The organism is Paenibacillus sp. 2KB_22 (assembly GCF_052115745.1).
In the GTDB taxonomy this organism is placed as follows: Bacteria; Bacillota; Bacilli; order Paenibacillales; family Paenibacillaceae; genus Paenibacillus.
The window spans coordinates 89,397-106,456 of record NZ_JBFRHG010000002.1 but is presented as its reverse complement, the minus strand read 5'-3'; the positions used below and the strand labels follow the sequence as shown (position 1 = coordinate 106,456).

The following is a 17,060-nucleotide window of genomic DNA, read 5'->3' as shown; positions in this document are numbered from 1 at the left end:
AATTGGCTTGCCGGACTGTTTGTAGCTTAAACCGTAGGTACCGTTCCCCCGTCAATCACGTACTCGGCACCCGTTATAGAAGCTGCGCGGTCGGAAGCGAGGAAGGCTACCAGCTCGCCCACCTCTTCAGGAAAGCCGGGGCGTCCGATGGGGATGCCGCCCAGCGCGTCCATTACCGATTGCAACGCACTTTCCACACTGCCTGTCACCTCCGCGATACTCTTCAAGAAGTCCTCGGTTGCTTCGGTTTGAATAAACCCCGGCGCGACCCGGTTCACCCGGATGCCCTTCGGAGAGAATTCCTTAGATAGGCTCTTGCTGTAACTGCTTAACGCCGCTTTGGCGGCTGCATAAGGGATGGTCGATTCGATCAGCGGCAGCACTCTTTGAATGGAAGAGATGTGGATGATGACTCCCTTGCCCTGCTCCAGCATGAGCGGGATCAGCCCTCGGTCCAGCCGCACAGCTGCCAGCAGGTTCAGATTCAGCGCATCCATCCAGTGTTCATCGGATGCTGCGAGAAATCCCCCGGCTGGCGTTGAGCTGCCGCCAGCGTTATTCACCAGAATGTCGATCCGCCCGAACCGGGCCTTGACTGCGGCAATGACTTGCTCCACGCCTTCGGGCGTGGACAGATCGGCCTGGACGAACAAATCCGATTGGGGCCCTTCCGTCGGAAGTGTCCGGGCAGTAGTCATAACTTCAGCTCCTGCCGCTGTGAACCGTGCAGCGATTGCCTGTCCCATTCCCTTCGTACCGCCTGTTACCAGGATTCTTTTACCTTCGTATTCTGTCAGCGGACTAGCATAAGTTATAGCCATCATTACAGCCTCATTTCATTAGAGATTCCTCAGGATAGGCGAGAAGTCCAGCCGTCTAAGGTCTATATGTATATCTTAGACTTGATTAATACGTGCGTCTAATTTATTATTTTCATTAAATTGATTAATAACATTCATATATAAAGGAGTCAGCGTTAATGGAGCTTACCCAATTGGAGTACTTTCTGACTGTCGCCCGGCTTGAGCATATGACCTCCGCCTCCAAGGCACTGCGCATTACCCAGCCGGCACTGAGCCATGCGATTTCTAAGCTGGAAAGTGAGCTGGGCGTTCCCTTATTCGAGCGTAAAGGCCGCAATGTCCAGTTGAACCGCTATGGTGTTATGTTCAGTTCGCGGGTCGAAGAAGCGCTGCGTAACATCGGGAATGGGGTGCGGGAGATTGAGGAGTCGTCCAATGCGGAGACTGGGATCGTCCATATATCCTATCTCAATATTCTCGGTGTTGACCTGATTCCTTCGCTGATCCGGGACTATCAGGCAGATCACCCGAAGGTGCAGTTTGATCTGTATCAGGGGAATCACGGGGATATCGATGAAGCGCTAGATAACGGGACCTCGGATATGCTGATTACGTCCAGAGAGACTACGACGGAGAATAAGGAATGGATGGTGATTCGCAGATTACCAATATATATCGTGGTCTCCAGTTCCCACCGGTTCGCCTCGCGTTCCTCACTGAGTCTGTTCGAGCTGTCGGGTGAGCCGTTCGTAGGCCTGAAGACGAATTGCGGGCTGAAACATACCATCACCTCACTGTTCAGCAATACCAACTTCGAGCTGGCCTCCACCTATTATGCTGAGGATCTGATTACTGTGGCCGGCTTCATCAAAGCGGGACTCGGCGTCTCCGTGCTTCCGCAGACGCTGGGCCTTGCGCTTGACGACCTGGTCTGGATTCCCATCCAGGAGCCGGGCTGGGAATGGGAGGTGGGCCTGCAATGGCGCAAGGACCGTTACTTGTCCCCTGCAGCCAGAAGATTCATTGAGTATATCCGCGAGACTGCCGACGTGTTGCCGAACCCCGGCAGCTAACCCCGGGATACTATACCCAGCGATTAATGCAAACAGAGCGCCCCCGTGTTCCAAAAAAGACGCTCTGTGCGGCCTTATTGACAGCCGGAATACCGGCTGCAGTTATTTAATCCAAGCTATAACGCTTCGTTGTAATATTCGTGCAGAATTCCCGGTCATGCTCTACAAACAGGATCGTCGGCGCATACTCCAGCAGCAACTCCTCAATCTGCATCCGAGAGATAACATCAATGAAGTTGAGCGGCTCATCCCAGATGTGCAGATGCACCTGCTCGCTGAGGCTGGCGGCGATCAGCACCTTCTTCTTCAGCACGCCGCTGAGGTGGACATATCTTTCTCGAATTGCAGCCGTGAGAAATCACTCTTCCGCAGGATGGCTTTGAACAGGCTCTCCTCGATTCCCCGTTCTCTGGCATAATCGTTCAGGCTGCCCTGGAGATGCGAGGTGTCCTGGGATACATACGAGATAGCCAGCTGGCTGTCTCTTGCGAAGCGGCCGGTATAGCTAATGTCCTCGCCGCAGATCAGCTTCAGAATGTTTGATTTGCCTGAGCCGTTACTGCCGGAGAGAACAACCCGGTCGTTAGGTGAATATATTGGTATGAAGAATAGACTAAAGTCTAAGCCATTAGCAAAATTGAAAAAGGATGTCTATGAGCAACTTGATAGATATCAACCTGAGAACTCATAAAAAAGCCGCTATAATAGCGACTTTAGAATCGCCGGCATTATCTTTTCTATTTCACCGCTTCAAAAAATTTGATTTATAACATGGTCAAGACTGTTTTTTGAATATCTTGGTTATTTGGTTCAGTTCAAAGTACAATTCATCAACAAATTATCACTTCACTCTTTCGGAATTGTTTTTACTTATTTCTTCAGGATTTTCAACACCAATGATCAACTTTGATATTTTGAACATACTAACTTTCAAGCTATTCAAATCTAAATGAAGAGTTTCAAGCTCATTTTCAAAAAAGTGGAGTTGATAAGCACCATTTGATCTAAATAACCCATTTCTCTTTTCTCCTAATAAAGCACCATATAGTTTAAAAGCATTGGGTATGGGTCTACCTGTTGTTATTCCCTCGATTGAAGAGTATGGAATTTGCAATCCTTTATCTAATTTTAAAAGGGTAAGTTTCCAAAGTCGATATTTACGTAGGTTTCCATTAGTTGAATTTTACGTTCCATATTTTGATTCCCCGATTTTCTTCTCAAATAATCCATTTATTTCATAACCCGTAATTACATATAATACCACAGACACCTCTTTTATTCATGAAAGTCTAAGCACTGCCCTCCGCGCCTTGGCGGGTTACGTCCTCCTTTATATATTCCAATTCCAGTCACCTATTAAAGAACCTACGCGTGTAGCATGTAGTGCTTAAACAGGGACTTATCTTGAACCTAAACACTAAGAAAATACTATATTTTCACTGTACAATTAGTTTATTTTTCCTACACATTTGTTAAATGAAATTGCATGAAACTTAGTTAGGTGTTTATCTAATCGGTAATCGGACCATGTTCTTGTCCACTCCGGCAATCGTGTCCTTGGCTTGGGAAAAGAACTTGTACCGATAAAATAAAAAAAGCCGCTAAAATAGCGACTTCAATAGGACCATGTTCTTGTCCCTCAACAAAACAAAAACAGCAGCCTATCACAGCCGGCTGCAGTCGTGTTGTTCTGAACTAACGTCTCCCGTTAGTTTAAAGCCTATGTCGACGAAGTTCCGCAATCAAATGATACGATTCTCCGTATCATAAATAGGGCGAAATTTTTTAAGAACCTAGCATGATATAACCTATCTCCTTTTGCTATATTAAATGAGTTCTGGCTATTCTTCAGCCACTTCTGATCCAATATGTCCATAAGGATTTTTTGGACGTTGCCTGCCGCATGGCTGGGGTCTCCAAAGGAGAATTTTTTTCCTTTTGACACGAGCTTGGGAACCAGGACAATGACAGCAGTCAAGGATTGGCTTAAGCCAAGATGGCCGCCTATTGATTGTTCGGAAGTTGATTCATGCCGGCATGATGGCCAGCAATTCAATGTTCGTCTTTGCAACAAAATGAACCTGGCTGCAGGAGCTGCTTTTGGCTCCAAATTGATACATATTCCGAATATTACCCTCTTAATCAACCCCAAGGAGATGTTATAAAAGGATATATTTTTAACGTCTTAGATACGTAATTGATATTACTTTTGTACCCACTCTTTCTTTGAGCCGTAAACGAATCTTGTACTTCCAATCAAAAATGGTTCAGAATAAATTCAGAGTGTAGCACTTTTTAAGTAGTGCCACCCTACAACCATCGCTTTAGTAACCTTTTTCGTCAGACATTTCATTCACCTATAATCCCAAATTCAGCAAGTAGTGCAACATCTCATCTGCTAAATAATAAGATCCTCGAAACCACTCTCCCTTACAAAACTCTTTTTACTCCGATCCTCCATCAGCGCTTGAATCTTCCCGGCTGTGCCATCCGGAAGCGGCACTTGGACCGATATTTCAAGCTCTGGGGATTCTAAAGGTTGCAGTGTGAGATGGTCAAAGTTCAATATGCCTGCCTCTGGATGATACATGATTTTATGTGCATCGTAAGCATCCAATACTTCATAGCTCTGCCAGTACTCTTTGAATTCGGGGCTTGCCTCACTTAACAATTCAACCTGTTCAGCCCACCAAGGATCATCCACATACTTTGCATATTCTGCCCGAAATCTGGCAGTAGTACGTCTGGCGTGAGCCTCCCACTGATCCCCTTTTAATGTGCGAAAATATTCCGATGTGAACGTAATCCAAAGAAAGTTCCGCTCTCTTTCCGAATTGCCCTCCAGGTTAACAAAATCGCCCTGAAGCGCAATGAATGCATCATTCCAGGAGAGTATGTTCATTCTGACATCCATAGCCGCAGCGGGAGATGTTCCCAGACTATCAAGATGCCGCTGAATCACCGGGCTAACCTGCACATCCAAAGAACGGAGGCGTTCGGGAGGATGCTGGCGGTGAGCCAGCAGAAACATATGCTTGCGTTCCGTTTCATCCAGATGCAGTACTCTCGCCAAGCTTTCAAGCACTTCAATGGATACATGAATTTCACGCCCCTGCTCCAGATAGGTATACCATTCAAGGCTGATGCCTGCTAGCGTCGCTACCTCAGCTCTGCGAAGACCCGGCGTACGCCGCCGCCCTTCAGGCAAGCCTAGCTGCTTTGGTGATATACGCGCCCTGCGGTTTCGCAGGAATTGAGCCAATTCACTGTAGCGATTCGGTTGTAATTGCGGCATGTTCATCCCCCTCCTTATGTTCATCCAAAGTAGCTTAGTAGTGACACTACTAGAATAAATGCACCTCTGCATATCCATTCAACTTGATTATACAATGGGTTTCGAGCAGATACAGTATAAGACAATAAAGGAGCGATACTCAATGAATATACAAAATAACACCATCCTGATCACTGGCGGTGCTACTGGTATCGGATTTGCGCTTGCCTCGAGATTCCTGAAAAACGACAACAAAGTAATCATCACCGGCAGAAGAGCCGATAAGCTGCAGGAGGCAAAAGACATCCATCCTGAACTGGTTACTTATGTTAGCGATGTGTCTAAAGAGGAGGAGCGCATTGCACTTTTTGAAAAAGTGACCCGTAATTTCCCCCAATTGAACGTTGTACTCAACAATGCCGGGATCATGCACTATCTGAATTATGATGGCGTGGAGCCATGGTCGCATATTGATTTGGAAGTAAAAACCAATTTAGGGGCGCCCATTCACTTAACCCGGTTGTTCACATCTCATCTGCTTAAGCAAAAGGATGCAGCGATTTTAAATGTGACTTCCGCCCTGGCTCATGTACCGCTGGCTGCAGCCCCCGTGTACAGCGCCACGAAAGCCGCCCTACATTCCTATACACAATCGATGAGACATCAGTTCAACGGTCAAATCAGAGTCATCGAGATTTCTCCGACGCTCACGAACACCGATTTGGGCATTCCCGGGGCAAATGCTACCGGCGTCCCTGTGGACCTCTTTGCGGACGAAGTTATGGCCGGATTGGCACGAGGCGAAGAAGAAATAACTTATGACTTTTCCAAAATTTCCGCGAATGCTTCCCGCCAGGAGCGGGACGAGCTTTTCAAACAGCTGAATGCCTAAAACTATGCCTAAGAAAAGTGATTATGCTGATATTGCTTTGAACATAGTTAGATACTTATCTAATCGGTAATCGGACTATGTTCTTGTCCATTCCGGCAATCGGTACAAGTTCTTGTCCTTGGCTCGGGACCAGAACTTGTACCGATAAAATGAAAAAGCCGCTAAATTAGCGACTTCAATGGGACCATGTTCTTGTCCCTCGACACTTATCGTTATGATACCCAAAAGTTTCGTTTCGCATACATATTACCAAGTATAAACGGTAGAAACGGCTATTTAGAGGTAGTGCAGAACCATGCATGGTCTGCTCTCCCTTACCACCTTTCTAACACATTATTTGATTAAATATACATCTACAAAAAACAGCCGAGATCCGCGCATTATTTATACATAGTAGCCAACGATGCAGCTCACACACCAAGGACGACGCAGGCTGTCCTTTTGTCCGGGCTTCTGTTTACCATTCATACTCACGCTTTAATGCTCATAAGTAACGAACCTGCTACAATTTTTCTGTTCATGAGTCCATCTGCTGAAACTACATCTGAGTAATTGAAGCTATTGGTCACAATGACTGGTGTGATCAGGGGAAATCCTCGCTCACGGATTTTGTCCAAATCCACTTTCATCAACACCTTGCCAGCTTTGACTACATCGCCTTCTTGCACTTTGGGGTCAAAACCGTCCCCCTTCATTTTAACGGTATCAAGTCCCACATGGATCAAAATTTCTTCGCCTTGTTCACCAATGATCGCAATGGCATGTTTCGATTTGGTCACCGTGGTAACTACCCCGTTTACTGGAGAAACCACTGTACCGTTCGAAGGGATGATAGCGAAGCCTTTCCCCATCGCTTCACTGGAAAACGCCTCATCTTCAACTTCGGACAGTTCCACAACTTCGCCAGTCAATGGGCTGTACACCGTAATCTCAGTTGCCCGCGATTGAACCTTTGAGACTACTTTCTGCCCATTCTCCTGCAAGCTTGCCGATGACTCGGTTGCACCTGTCGCCTTATCAGAACCTGCCGAATGCGAAGAATAGTCCTTTGTTTTTCTTTTGCTTCCCCAAAGATAAGTAAGGATAAAACCAACGATAAGGCCTACCCCCATCTGCAGCACATAACCGTAAAATCCGCCGTCGATGCCGTCAGGATTAATCGCACCCGGAATGCCAAATACGCCAGATGGCACGAAAGAATATACTTTGGAAAGGAAGATTCCGCCGAAGACTCCGCCCACGCTACCGCCGATAATAGCCATGATGAGCGGTTTTTTGTTGGGGAGCAGCACCGCATATAATGCAGGTTCGCTTACGCCGAGCAGCGTAGTGCCGCCCGTCGAGAAGCCCAAGGATTTTTGCTGTTTATCCAGCGCACGAAGTCCGTAAGCAAAGGCAGCTCCTGCCATCGCAAACTGGTTGGCTGCCAGCAATCCCATGAGCGAATCAAAGCCCGTTGTCGCCATGTTATTGATGAAAATCGGGATAAATGCCCAATGCAGGCCAAACATGACGATGAGAATCCAAGGCCCGCCAAGAACAAAGCCTGCCAGAGTTGGATTGAAGTTATAAATCGCTGTGGTGATGTCCGCAAGTCCGTTACTCAAATACGTAATGATCGGACCGATGACGAACAAGGTCAGTGGCACGGTGATCAGCACAACGATAAATGGTACCAGGAAATAACGGTACCCTTGCGGAATCCGCTTTTCGATCAACCTTTGAATCAACGAAGCGAACCATACAGCAACGATAACTGGAAAGACGGATGACGTATAATTCATCATATTGATCGGCATGCTCAAAAAGGTTAACTTCTCCTCTGCCCCCGCAAACGAGACCAAGGCTGGATAAACCATTGCCCCCCCGATCGTCATCCCTAAATACTGGTTCAATCCAAAGTATTTGGCCGCCGAGCTGCCAAGGAAAATCGGGAAGAAGTAGAACAACGCGTCGCCGATGGCGTTGAGGACAATATATGTGCCATCCGTGGCCGCCAAGACGCCAAACGCCGAAAGACAGGCGAGCAATCCCTTAATGACACCACTTGCTGCAAGCGCTCCCATGATTGGCGTAAAAACACCCGAGATCATCGAGGTAAACCGGTCAAGCAGTTTCTTTTTCTCTCCGCTGCTTTCATTTTCACCTGAAGCCGTAGAGTCCGACTGTGTATTTCCTCCCATTAAAGAAGACAACTCGTTAAACACGGGCACGACTTGATTGCCGATGACAACCTGATACTGCCCACCTTGTTGGATGACGGTCAACACTCCGTTCATTTTTTTGATCTCTTCCGTGTCGGAAAGTTTGCTGTCCTTCAACTCAAACCGCAACCGCGTGACGCAATGGGTTACTTTGTTGATGTTCGCTGTACCGCCGACGCTGCGCAGCACATCCTCTGCCAATTGACGATGATCCATCTGGGTTCACTCCTCTGCAAGCCGGCCATGAAGTGAGCAGCCTTGTCTTGCTTTGACACGATCTTGTGCCGCTGCTCACTTCCACAACCAATTTTAGTATTGTAAAAACACGCTGCCCACGATGCCCGTAGGCTCCTGAATCAGATACTGGGACAGGAAATCCTGCTGCTCTTTCACCAAGGTGTTGGTCACCTCGATCACCAGACGATTGGTACCTTCTTGCAAACATCCATGAACATCGTAAGCATACGGCGGGCAAATGCGGGTGCCGAGATCATGACCGTTAAGCCAGGCCTGGGCAATTTCGTAAGGCTCACCGATGACTAATCGTGCCTGCTTGGGAACATCGTTAATGTCAAATTCAATCTCGTACCGTACTGTGCCAGAGAAAGATGGCAGCTCGCCCGGCAATGCCAGTGATTGAAGCTCCGTGCATGTTCCGTGTTCCGAAAATTTCGGGTATTGCATCGCCGTAGCGACCGACACCTTCCACTCTCCCGTAATCTCGAACACGTCGTCGGCAGGATCCCGCAATCCTTCCGTTCTTTTCACAAGCCCGCCCGATAACTCGTGCCCCTGCACGATAATTGCAGACTCATACTTATCCAGCTTCAGCGAGAAGGAATGTTTCCCCTCATCGATCGATGTATCGAGCGAATTCAACGTATTCGTGAACGCGTTATAGATGAACAAATTCTGTACTCCCTCCACAGCCGGAACGCTAACTGTCGTATCCAACGCCTTGGCCGGGTCTTCATTGAAGAACATATATACATCCCCATCAGTATGACGGTAATGATAATATCTCAGGTACGGTTGCTGCTCCGACACCGAAATCTCATTCACACCCGCATCCATCAATGCTACGGCAAGCTTATCAAGCTCTAACACGGTTACGTTGTTGTGCGATTCCAAGTGCGCAAGGACGTCAGACAGTTCCTCCCCTTCGCTTCCCCGTTTTGGCAGGCTATCCACGAAATAAAGCGGGATACCCGCTTCAGCAAAAGCATGCAAGCGATCCATCAACTGATTCGGCAACGCCTCCGCGTACGGAATGACCAAAGCCGAGAACCGTTCGCCGTTGATGGCAAACCTCCCCATTTGTACCTCGGCCGAGAGAGCCAATTCTGCAGAAATTACGTCAAAATCGATCTGATGCTGCGTCAACGCTCTCGCCGGTTTCTGGAACAGCATGTAATCGCCGGACCATTCCGCTTCGGCATGATACAGAATTGCTGCCGGAGCGATGTGCTGCCCGTCGGACAAGAGATGGCTGACCCGGTTCATGTAATGCGTCAGCACAGGTAAATACCGATACTGTGGATCGTGACCGTCCGCATACAGATGCGGCGGGCAATCCGGGTCCGGATATTTCTTCGGCGAGAACGCATGCGGCACAAAGTGGTTCACTCCACGCACGAGCATGTGGTCCGTCAGCCACTTCATCAGCTTGAGCCCTTCACCGAAACCATAAGCTCCGTACACTTCGCACATGGTGCGTCCGTGCTTTTTCGGATCCAGGTGCCCCAGAGAAGCACCCATTTTAGCCAATCCATAATGGAAAAACTCGCCGTCCCAGCCAGTAGCCGTGAATGATTTGAAAAATCCGTCGTCCATGCCAGGCATGATTTGATGCAGCACGACGTCAATACCGGACATGTCTTGCCCCCATAAGCTGCGGTAAAAATGTCCTGGTCCGTACCCTAACCTGGCATGAGCATTGTTATCCTCGATGATGTGCCCGATGTACTCAACTTCATGATCCCGGCACCAGTCGCCAAGCTGTTTGGTGAAATGCTCCGCATATAACTTGGTAATCAGGTCCATGTACCGGTAGCGCATCCGATGTCCAGCCGTTCCGGCATCGACCCAAAGCAGCGGCAAATGGCGTATAACATCGCCAAGTAGATAATTTTTTTCCAACATCCCGGGCAGATCCTCGCGCCAAGGAAGTACCATTTCCAGTCGTCCAATTGAGGCCAATGGACCTTTCACGTTACCAAATCTCGGTTCATCCGAGAAAAATCCGGCAAACGTGTCACCAAAATCTTTTCGATAACGAGCATAATGAGCCTCGTATACAGTATCGATTAACACCCGCGTCGCTTCAGGCACAAGCGGGTTGAGATAACCTTCCGTTGCCTTTTCTCCGCCCTCGCTTGTCTGTACCAACGTGAAAAAGCGCCAGCGCCCCTCAGGCATATCCCAATATACAGTTCCCTCATGCAAATGTTCGGTAAGGTCAACCAGCGTTTCAGCATCAATTTCATCAGGTCCCGTTTTAAGTGCGGCAACAATGCCGATGATTCGATCTTTCGGAACAAACGCCTTTGCAAACTCAGCCTGACCGTTCTGTCCTGCTGCTTCCACCCCAACGCTGATGCCCCGCTCGCCTGGACGCTGGAGCGCCCATTTCACCATAATTCCAGCCTGCCGCTGCGGACCGACGAAATCCTGCTGGTGCACCTTCAGAAACAATTTCTGATATTGCGGAAAGTCGGATTTGATTTTCCCAGCCGCATATCCTGTAGGAAAATGAGAATCGTCCAAAATCCATACCTTCATGCCCCGTGCGCGGGCTTCGTCCATAATGATATCAAGATCATGCCACCACTGCGGACCGACGAAATCCGGATGCGGCCTAGATTCCACACAGACGGCCCGGATGCCGCTCTCATGGATGACTTGCATATGTTCACGCAGTACTGTCTCCTCTTCGCCATGCTGCCAGAAGAACGGCAAAATATAATTGTCCTCCCGTTGCTGCAGAACCTCGTTTATCTTTTTCATCAGGCAACCTTCCTTTCGGCAATCCAACATTCATGTTGTGTGAATCTGATCCAATGTTCTCCAATAACAAAATTACATATTGAAGATTACATGTAACCAGTATCTAGTAAAACAGATATAAACTGAGTTAAAATAATCATAATCGGATGGGTTTTGACATTCACACGTTTAATATAGCGCTTTCAGACTGAACGTGAAATATCAAAACCATGGATCTTGACTATCAAAAACTCACACAATATGTGTTATCCCTTACTTTGGATCACAATCGGAGGCAGGATCATGAATCATGAGCAATTAGACAAGCAACTCCACAAACTTACCGACCGTGAACTTTTTTACAGAGATAACCCTCATACACTGTCTTCCACGTATTCGCCATTGCAAAAAGCCGTTCTGGAGAACGGCGAGCACGTTTACGTTTTTGCGGATACGATCGAAGACAAAGAAAACATCACCATATCCAAACACACCCGCTTTGCGGAAGTGCCGCTGCACATCCATACGTATCTTGAGTTGAGCTTTATCTATTCGGGACAGTGTTCTCAGATCATCAACGGCAAACAAGTCACCTTGAAACAAGGACAAATATGTATCGTGGATACCGGCGTGCCCATGCGATACTGCCAACCAGCGAAACGGATGTCATTATCAATATCTTGATCCGTAAACCCTACTTCACCTCGTCGTTTCTGAGCAAGCTCGCGAACAACGGCATTTTGTCGCACTTTCTGGCTGGAGCTATCTCGGATCGGCATAACCATAACCGTTACATCATTTTCCATAGCGAAAATAACAACAACCTGCCCATTTTGATTAAACAATTGCTTTGTGAATATTACGACAAATCGCTCGGGTCCTCCGAAATCATTGACTCCTACATGCTACTGATTTTTTATGAGTTGCTGCGTGTGTTTCAATTCGACACAAATCGTCCGGAAGCGCTGGTGAATAACAAAGTCACCATCATTGAAATTTTGAAATACATTGAAAATCACTATATGGAATGCACCCTTGCCTCCACGGCAGAACATTTCAATTTCAACCCTAACTACCTCTCCAGCCTGATCAAAAAAGCTACCGGGCACACCTTCAAGGAACTGGTTCTCAGCGAAAAACTGAGTTACGCCTCCTTCCTGCTGGCGAATACCGATCGTCCGATCTACGAAATTGCAAGTGTTACAGGAAACAGTAACCTCAGTTTTTTCTACAAGAAATTTCAGGAGAGATTTGGTCAAACACCTCAACAATTTCGCAAAAAATATATATCGGATAGGTAGGGGAGATAATTACCTAATCTGAAATGACACAATGTCTTTGTCTATTTCGGCAATGGTACAATGTTTTTGTCCTCAGCTTGGGACAAGAACTTGGTTCCTTAAATACAAAAAGGACGCTAAAATAGCGACTTTGAATGGAACAATGTTCTTGTCCCGCGACACAAACGGGCCCCCAGATTAAGAGCCTTGACCCGATCGTCAACTTCTTCCCTCGCGGTTAGCATAATGATTCCCATTTCTATGAATTTTCATAGTAGTGCAACATGGCTGCTATGAATCTGTAATGCTCCGTGTTACCGAAGAAAATGCTGTAAGCATCTTCTTCGGTTTGTTCGCCAGTTTTCACAACTTTTCTTGAATTGCTTTTAGCAACTTATCGGCTGCTGCCGATAAGACATGATGTTTTTTCCAAACGATATTCAAGCCGGATTCAAGTCGTGGCTCCAGCGGTCTGAAACACAGCTTGCTCTCATTGGACGTATTCACTATTTTATCAATGGCTATGGCGTAACCAATGCCTCCCTCAACCATAGCCCCCGCATTATAGGCTAGATTGTAGGTTGTTACGACATTTAATTTATTGAAATCCTCACCAAACCAATCAGCAAAATCATTTTTGGAAAAAGTTTGTTTGATCGCTTGTCGAGAACAGATTAATGGAGCTTGAATCAAATCCGAGGCTTGAATTGAGTCTTTGACAGCAAGGGGACTATCCTTCCTCATCACAACGCCCCACACATCCTTGGCCGGGATATTGATGTAGTTGTATTTGGATATATTAGCCGGTTGAATTAAAACCCCGAAGTCCAACAATCCTTTGTCAAGCCGTTCTGTCACATCATCTTCGTTTCCGCTGTAAAGGTGATATCGTATATTGGGATAACGTGATTGGAGGTCTCTTGCGACTCGCGCGATCTGTTTCATAGCATCTGTTTCTCCACCACCCAAATAGATATCTCCGCCTACCGTTTCCTCCATTGATTTAAACTCGTCTTCCAGTTTGTCGACCATATCTAGGATTTCTTCTGCCCTGTTCCTTAAAAGCATGCCTTCATCGGTGAGAATGATGCTGTGGCTGCTGCGAATAAACAGTTTTTTTCCCAATTCTTGTTCAAGATCCTTCAATTGTCTGGAAAGCGTGGGTTGTGTCACATGTAAAAAATCTGCGGCACCGGTTATGCTTCCTTCCCTTGCGACCGTAACGAAATAACGCAAAACTCTAATTTCCATCTGCATCCCTCCCCTTCTATTGTACCCATTTGGAAATGCTCATCAAGCATATCATGTTATAAGATATGAGTATTTGTTATGTTGAAAGAAATGGGGATAGAATAAATAACAAGATAAAGTTCGTTTATAGGTGGTTTACAGATTAGCGGAAAAGGATGTGTACACAATGAACCTCAAAGAATTTTTAGATCATGTAAATAGCGGATTGCCGCTACCTGGTGGTTCAGAAATCCACACCTATATGGTTGGACTTAGTCATGAGGCGATGCGAATTACGAGTGAGTTAAACTGCTCCTATCACGAACCGGAAGAAATCCGCGCCTTGATCACCAAGCTGATCGGCAAACCGGTAGATGACTCCTTTAGTATGTTCCCGCCTTTTTACACGGACTGCGGTAAGAACATAACCATTGGCAAAAATGTGTTCATTAATTCCGGCTGTCATTTCCAAGATCAAGGCGGTATTAGCATTGGCGATGGCACATTCATTGGACATAACGTGGTGTTGGCGACGCTCAATCACGGTCTCATGCCGGAAGATCGAGGCACGACTTATCCTGCCCCAATTATGATTGGGAAAAATGTTTGGATCGGCGCGAATGCGACCGTCCTGCAAGGAGTAACCATTGGTGACAATGCCGTTATCGCAGCCGGAGCCGTCGTGACAAAGGATGTGTTGGAAAATACGATTGTAGGCGGCGTTCCTGCCAAAGTCATAAAAAAAATCGACGTGCCTCAAGAATCAAAAAGAATGCAAACGAATTTAGAGGGATGATTTTATGAGAAAAAAGCAAACATCGCGTTTCATTAGTCTGCTACTGGGAATTGTTCTGATTTTATCCATGATCCCTACTGCTTTCGCGTCAGACTACAACGATATAACAGAGAACGCATGGCATTGTGTTGCCGTGGACTATGTGACAGAGAATAACCTCATGGCCGGTACAGGCGGAGGTAACTTTGAACCGGACACACCTATGACCCGCGCAATGCTGGTTACCATTTTGCATCGTTTGGAAGGCACTCCGCCGGTATCTGGCGATGGCGGTTTTTCCGATGTACCTGATACCAGCTATATCCCGCTGCGGTAACATGGGCGGCTGACAATCATATTGTGACGGGTATCGGCAATGCCATATTTGCGCCAAACAACATGATTACCCGTGAGCAGTTTGCCACCATCCTGCATCGTTATGCCAACTTTAAGGGATATAATACTTCTGCATTTGCGGGATTTGATGGTTATTCCGATGCAACCCAAGTCAGCTCCTTTGCAATAAATGCGATGCATTGGGCATTAGGCAGCCAGATCATGCAGGGCAGCAGCGGTAAATTGACGCCTGGTGGTTATGCCACTCGTGCCCAAGCTGCAGTTATACTCATTCGATTTATGGAAACCGTAACGGAAGAAGAAGTGCCCGAACCTACTGTTCCTGTAGAACCCACAGAGCCAGAGTCCCCTTTGCAACCGGAACAGCCTATTTCGCCGATTCCTGAATCACCCAGGACGAATGACAGGATTAACGTGGATATCATAATCGGCAATACAACTTTCACTGCAACCCTTGAGAATAACGACACAGCGAGGGCATTTACTGCCAAACTTCCATTAACAATAGATATGTACGAACTCAATGGCGATGAAAAGTTTTATAATTTATCAGACAATTTGCGTGCAGACCGGTCTGTCAATCCAGGCACAATCCGTGAAGGCGATTTGATGCTCTATGGAGATAACGTTCTGGTTTTATTCTACAAGACATTTTCTACTTCATTAAGCTACGTAAAGCTCGGACGCATAAACGACACAACGGGTCTTGCAGAAGCCGTTGGTTCAGGCAGTGTACAAATTACATTTTCCGTGAGTGACTAGCCGCAAACCTGTCTGTGTTGACAAGTGGAATAGCTTAATAATAGAACGAAATTCAAGGAGAGTTAGTTGTATGTCAATAATTAAAGATAAAGTAGCAGGAAGATATTTATGACTAGAATACTTAAAACTGTATTGTTATCCACACTAGGACTTATATTATTTGTTGCTTGCAGCCGTGCACCGACACCTGAAGCTTCAGAAGAGCCGGATAACGAGCCAGAGGTTCAGATACCAATAGAAAATGAAGAAACTGAACTAGAAGAAGAATCGAACAATGAGGAGGAAGGTATTGTGTCAGATTTCACCATTAGAGTAAATAATCACACGTTCCAAGCAACAATAGAAGATAATCAAACAGCAAGAGAGTTTATTAGCTTATTGCCAATGACAGTGACACTGAAAGATCATTTGTCAAATGAAAAATTCTTTGATTTATCGAGTGGATTAACAACCAATCCAAGTAATCCCGGACGGATCAATACAGGAGATTTAATGTTGTATGGATCAAGAACTCTCGTCTTGTTCTATGATGGTTTTAATACCTCTTATAGTTATACAAGAATTGGTAGCATTGAAGATCCCGCAGGTTTGGCACAAGCTTTAGGGTCCGGAAATGTTGAAGTTACTTTTGATATTAGTAGAACCGAGGGTCATGTCGGCAGCGGAGGGTAAAGTGCACAGAGCGAATAGGAGGAATTTATCAATGAAAAACATGATATTGCATACTCGTGGTATTCACAATTTACGACTGCCTAGCATCTTTAGGATCATTGCTGTGGTAGCCCTAGGAAGCATTCTGATTCCAGCGTCACCCACTTTGGCGCATCACGGATGGGATGGCTTTGATACAAATAACCTTGTCTATGTTGCGGGCAAAGTTTCTTCAGATGGTACTTGGGGCAATCCGCACTCGCAGTTCGATATCACCGTAGACAGTAACCTATCTGCTAGTACACCAGAGCTGGAGATTCCAGAGCAATTGCAAGACCCCGAGGACAGCACCCGAGTCAAAGCTGCCCACGCATACAACGGCTCAAACAATGAGCTAGAAGTCATTATCGCACCGCCAACTTGGTCGGGTATGTGGGGGCTAGATCGCGCACTTGAGGTCGGCGAGCGCTTCCAAGGTGTCGGCTACATCAATCGAGAGGATAATGGATTGTTCCGCCCGGTCGTGTTCTGGTATGGAAACGATAGCACTCCAGTCAACCAAGTACTAGGCAATACGCTCCCAGTACGTGCTCCGCTGCCAGGCTCGTCAACGGATTCTGGAGATACACCAATTATGGGTACAGATGTTCTTGAGCTATCTGAGAATGAAGAGTCTGGGGATTGGTTAGTATGGACAGTATTCGGCGTTATTGCTGTAACAATAGGTGTCGGAGGTTCCTTCTACTTGCGTCGCAGCATTAGGAGGAATTAACA

General features: G+C 46.7%; 14 protein-coding genes and 1 pseudogene. 9 read left to right on the top strand and 6 right to left on the bottom strand.

Going from position 1 to position 17,060, the window contains the following annotated elements:
* Positions 1-26: 26 nt before the first annotated feature.
* Entirely contained in the window at positions 27-821 is a 795-nt protein-coding gene (locus AB4111_RS11415; RefSeq protein ID WP_442032752.1) for an SDR family oxidoreductase, read from the bottom strand.
* 158 nt (positions 822-979) lie between these two features.
* Between AB4111_RS11415 and AB4111_RS11410 the strand changes: the two genes are divergently transcribed.
* Positions 980-1,876, top strand: coding sequence for a LysR family transcriptional regulator (locus tag AB4111_RS11410; RefSeq protein WP_442031699.1), 897 nt, complete (start codon positions 980-982; stop codon positions 1,874-1,876).
* Positions 1,877-1,982: 106 nt separating this feature from the next.
* On the opposite strand, the pseudogene AB4111_RS11405 reads toward AB4111_RS11410, so the two are convergent.
* Together AB4111_RS11405 and AB4111_RS11400 are read right to left on the bottom strand one after the other, a co-directional pair.
* A pseudogene (locus AB4111_RS11405) lies at positions 1,983-2,458 on the bottom strand (ATP-binding cassette domain-containing protein); the annotation flags it as partial.
* A 1,816-nt stretch (positions 2,459-4,274) separates the two neighbouring features.
* The gene (locus tag AB4111_RS11400) at positions 4,275-5,171 is read right to left on the bottom strand and encodes a helix-turn-helix transcriptional regulator (protein ID WP_442031698.1); all 897 of its coding nucleotides are present in this window, start codon (positions 5,169-5,171) and stop codon (positions 4,275-4,277) included.
* 142 nt (positions 5,172-5,313) lie between these two features.
* Between AB4111_RS11400 and AB4111_RS11395 the strand changes: the two genes are divergently transcribed.
* On the top strand, positions 5,314-6,042 hold the full coding sequence (locus tag AB4111_RS11395; protein ID WP_442031697.1) for an SDR family oxidoreductase: 729 nt from the start codon (positions 5,314-5,316) through the stop codon (positions 6,040-6,042).
* Between the two features lie 470 nt (positions 6,043-6,512).
* Here the strand turns inward: AB4111_RS11395 and AB4111_RS11390 are convergent, their stop codons facing one another.
* Positions 6,513-8,462: a beta-glucoside-specific PTS transporter subunit IIABC gene (locus tag AB4111_RS11390; protein ID WP_442031696.1), complete on the bottom strand. Its 1,950-nt coding sequence runs from the start codon at positions 8,460-8,462 to the stop codon at positions 6,513-6,515.
* A gap of 93 nt (positions 8,463-8,555) precedes the next feature.
* A complete protein-coding gene (locus AB4111_RS11385; RefSeq protein WP_442031695.1) occupies positions 8,556-11,252 on the bottom strand; it encodes a glycosyl hydrolase in 2,697 nt (898 codons plus the stop codon).
* Positions 11,253-11,534: 282 nt separating this feature from the next.
* Between AB4111_RS11385 and AB4111_RS11380 the strand changes: the two genes are divergently transcribed.
* Positions 11,535-11,915: a cupin domain-containing protein gene (locus AB4111_RS11380; RefSeq protein WP_442031694.1), complete on the top strand. Its 381-nt coding sequence runs from the start codon at positions 11,535-11,537 to the stop codon at positions 11,913-11,915.
* Complete coding sequence (locus AB4111_RS11375; RefSeq protein ID WP_442031693.1) at positions 11,843-12,532, top strand: helix-turn-helix transcriptional regulator; 690 nt, start codon at positions 11,843-11,845, stop codon at positions 12,530-12,532. Before AB4111_RS11380 ends, AB4111_RS11375 begins: the two co-directional genes overlap by 73 nt.
* A 342-nt stretch (positions 12,533-12,874) precedes the next feature.
* Here AB4111_RS11375 and AB4111_RS11370 read toward each other — a convergent pair whose 3' ends face one another.
* A complete protein-coding gene (locus AB4111_RS11370) occupies positions 12,875-13,762 on the bottom strand; it encodes a LysR family transcriptional regulator (protein ID WP_442031692.1) in 888 nt (295 codons plus the stop codon).
* Between the two features lie 166 nt (positions 13,763-13,928).
* Here AB4111_RS11370 and AB4111_RS11365 point away from each other — a divergent pair, with 166 nt between their 5' ends.
* The 5 genes from AB4111_RS11365 (at position 13,929) to AB4111_RS11345 (ending at position 17,058) form a co-directional block, all read left to right on the top strand.
* A complete protein-coding gene (locus tag AB4111_RS11365; RefSeq protein WP_442031691.1) occupies positions 13,929-14,537 on the top strand; it encodes a sugar O-acetyltransferase in 609 nt (202 codons plus the stop codon).
* Between the two features lie 4 nt (positions 14,538-14,541).
* A complete protein-coding gene (locus AB4111_RS11360) occupies positions 14,542-14,853 on the top strand; it encodes an S-layer homology domain-containing protein (RefSeq protein ID WP_442031690.1) in 312 nt (103 codons plus the stop codon).
* Between the two features lie 23 nt (positions 14,854-14,876).
* The gene (locus tag AB4111_RS11355; protein ID WP_442031689.1) at positions 14,877-15,635 is read left to right on the top strand and encodes a cyclophilin-like fold protein; all 759 of its coding nucleotides are present in this window, start codon (positions 14,877-14,879) and stop codon (positions 15,633-15,635) included.
* Between the two features lie 108 nt (positions 15,636-15,743).
* A complete protein-coding gene (locus AB4111_RS11350; protein ID WP_442031688.1) occupies positions 15,744-16,307 on the top strand; it encodes a cyclophilin-like fold protein in 564 nt (187 codons plus the stop codon).
* 103 nt (positions 16,308-16,410) lie between these two features.
* Complete coding sequence (locus tag AB4111_RS11345; protein WP_442031687.1) at positions 16,411-17,058, top strand: hypothetical protein; 648 nt, start codon at positions 16,411-16,413, stop codon at positions 17,056-17,058.
* The last annotated feature ends 2 nt before the right edge of the window (positions 17,059-17,060 follow it).

Excerpts from the sequence above, each read along its gene's own strand:
- AB4111_RS11375 (WP_442031693.1), top strand. The coding sequence starts at position 11,843 with ATGTATCGTGGATACCGGCGTGCCCATGCGATACTGCCAACCAGCGAA.
- AB4111_RS11350 (WP_442031688.1), top strand. The coding sequence starts at position 15,744 with ATGACTAGAATACTTAAAACTGTATTGTTATCCACACTAGGACTTATA.
- AB4111_RS11360 (WP_442031690.1), top strand. The coding sequence starts at position 14,542 with ATGAGAAAAAAGCAAACATCGCGTTTCATTAGTCTGCTACTGGGAATT.
- AB4111_RS11400 (WP_442031698.1), bottom strand. The coding sequence starts at position 5,171 with ATGCCGCAATTACAACCGAATCGCTACAGTGAATTGGCTCAATTCCTG.
- AB4111_RS11415 (WP_442032752.1), bottom strand. The coding sequence starts at position 821 with ATGGCTATAACTTATGCTAGTCCGCTGACAGAATACGAAGGTAAAAGA.
- AB4111_RS11410 (WP_442031699.1), top strand. The coding sequence starts at position 980 with ATGGAGCTTACCCAATTGGAGTACTTTCTGACTGTCGCCCGGCTTGAG.
- AB4111_RS11370 (WP_442031692.1), bottom strand. The coding sequence starts at position 13,762 with ATGGAAATTAGAGTTTTGCGTTATTTCGTTACGGTCGCAAGGGAAGGA.
- AB4111_RS11385 (WP_442031695.1), bottom strand. The coding sequence starts at position 11,252 with ATGAAAAAGATAAACGAGGTTCTGCAGCAACGGGAGGACAATTATATT.
- AB4111_RS11390 (WP_442031696.1), bottom strand. The coding sequence starts at position 8,462 with ATGGATCATCGTCAATTGGCAGAGGATGTGCTGCGCAGCGTCGGCGGT.
- AB4111_RS11380 (WP_442031694.1), top strand. The coding sequence starts at position 11,535 with ATGAATCATGAGCAATTAGACAAGCAACTCCACAAACTTACCGACCGT.
- AB4111_RS11365 (WP_442031691.1), top strand. The coding sequence starts at position 13,929 with ATGAACCTCAAAGAATTTTTAGATCATGTAAATAGCGGATTGCCGCTA.
- AB4111_RS11395 (WP_442031697.1), top strand. The coding sequence starts at position 5,314 with ATGAATATACAAAATAACACCATCCTGATCACTGGCGGTGCTACTGGT.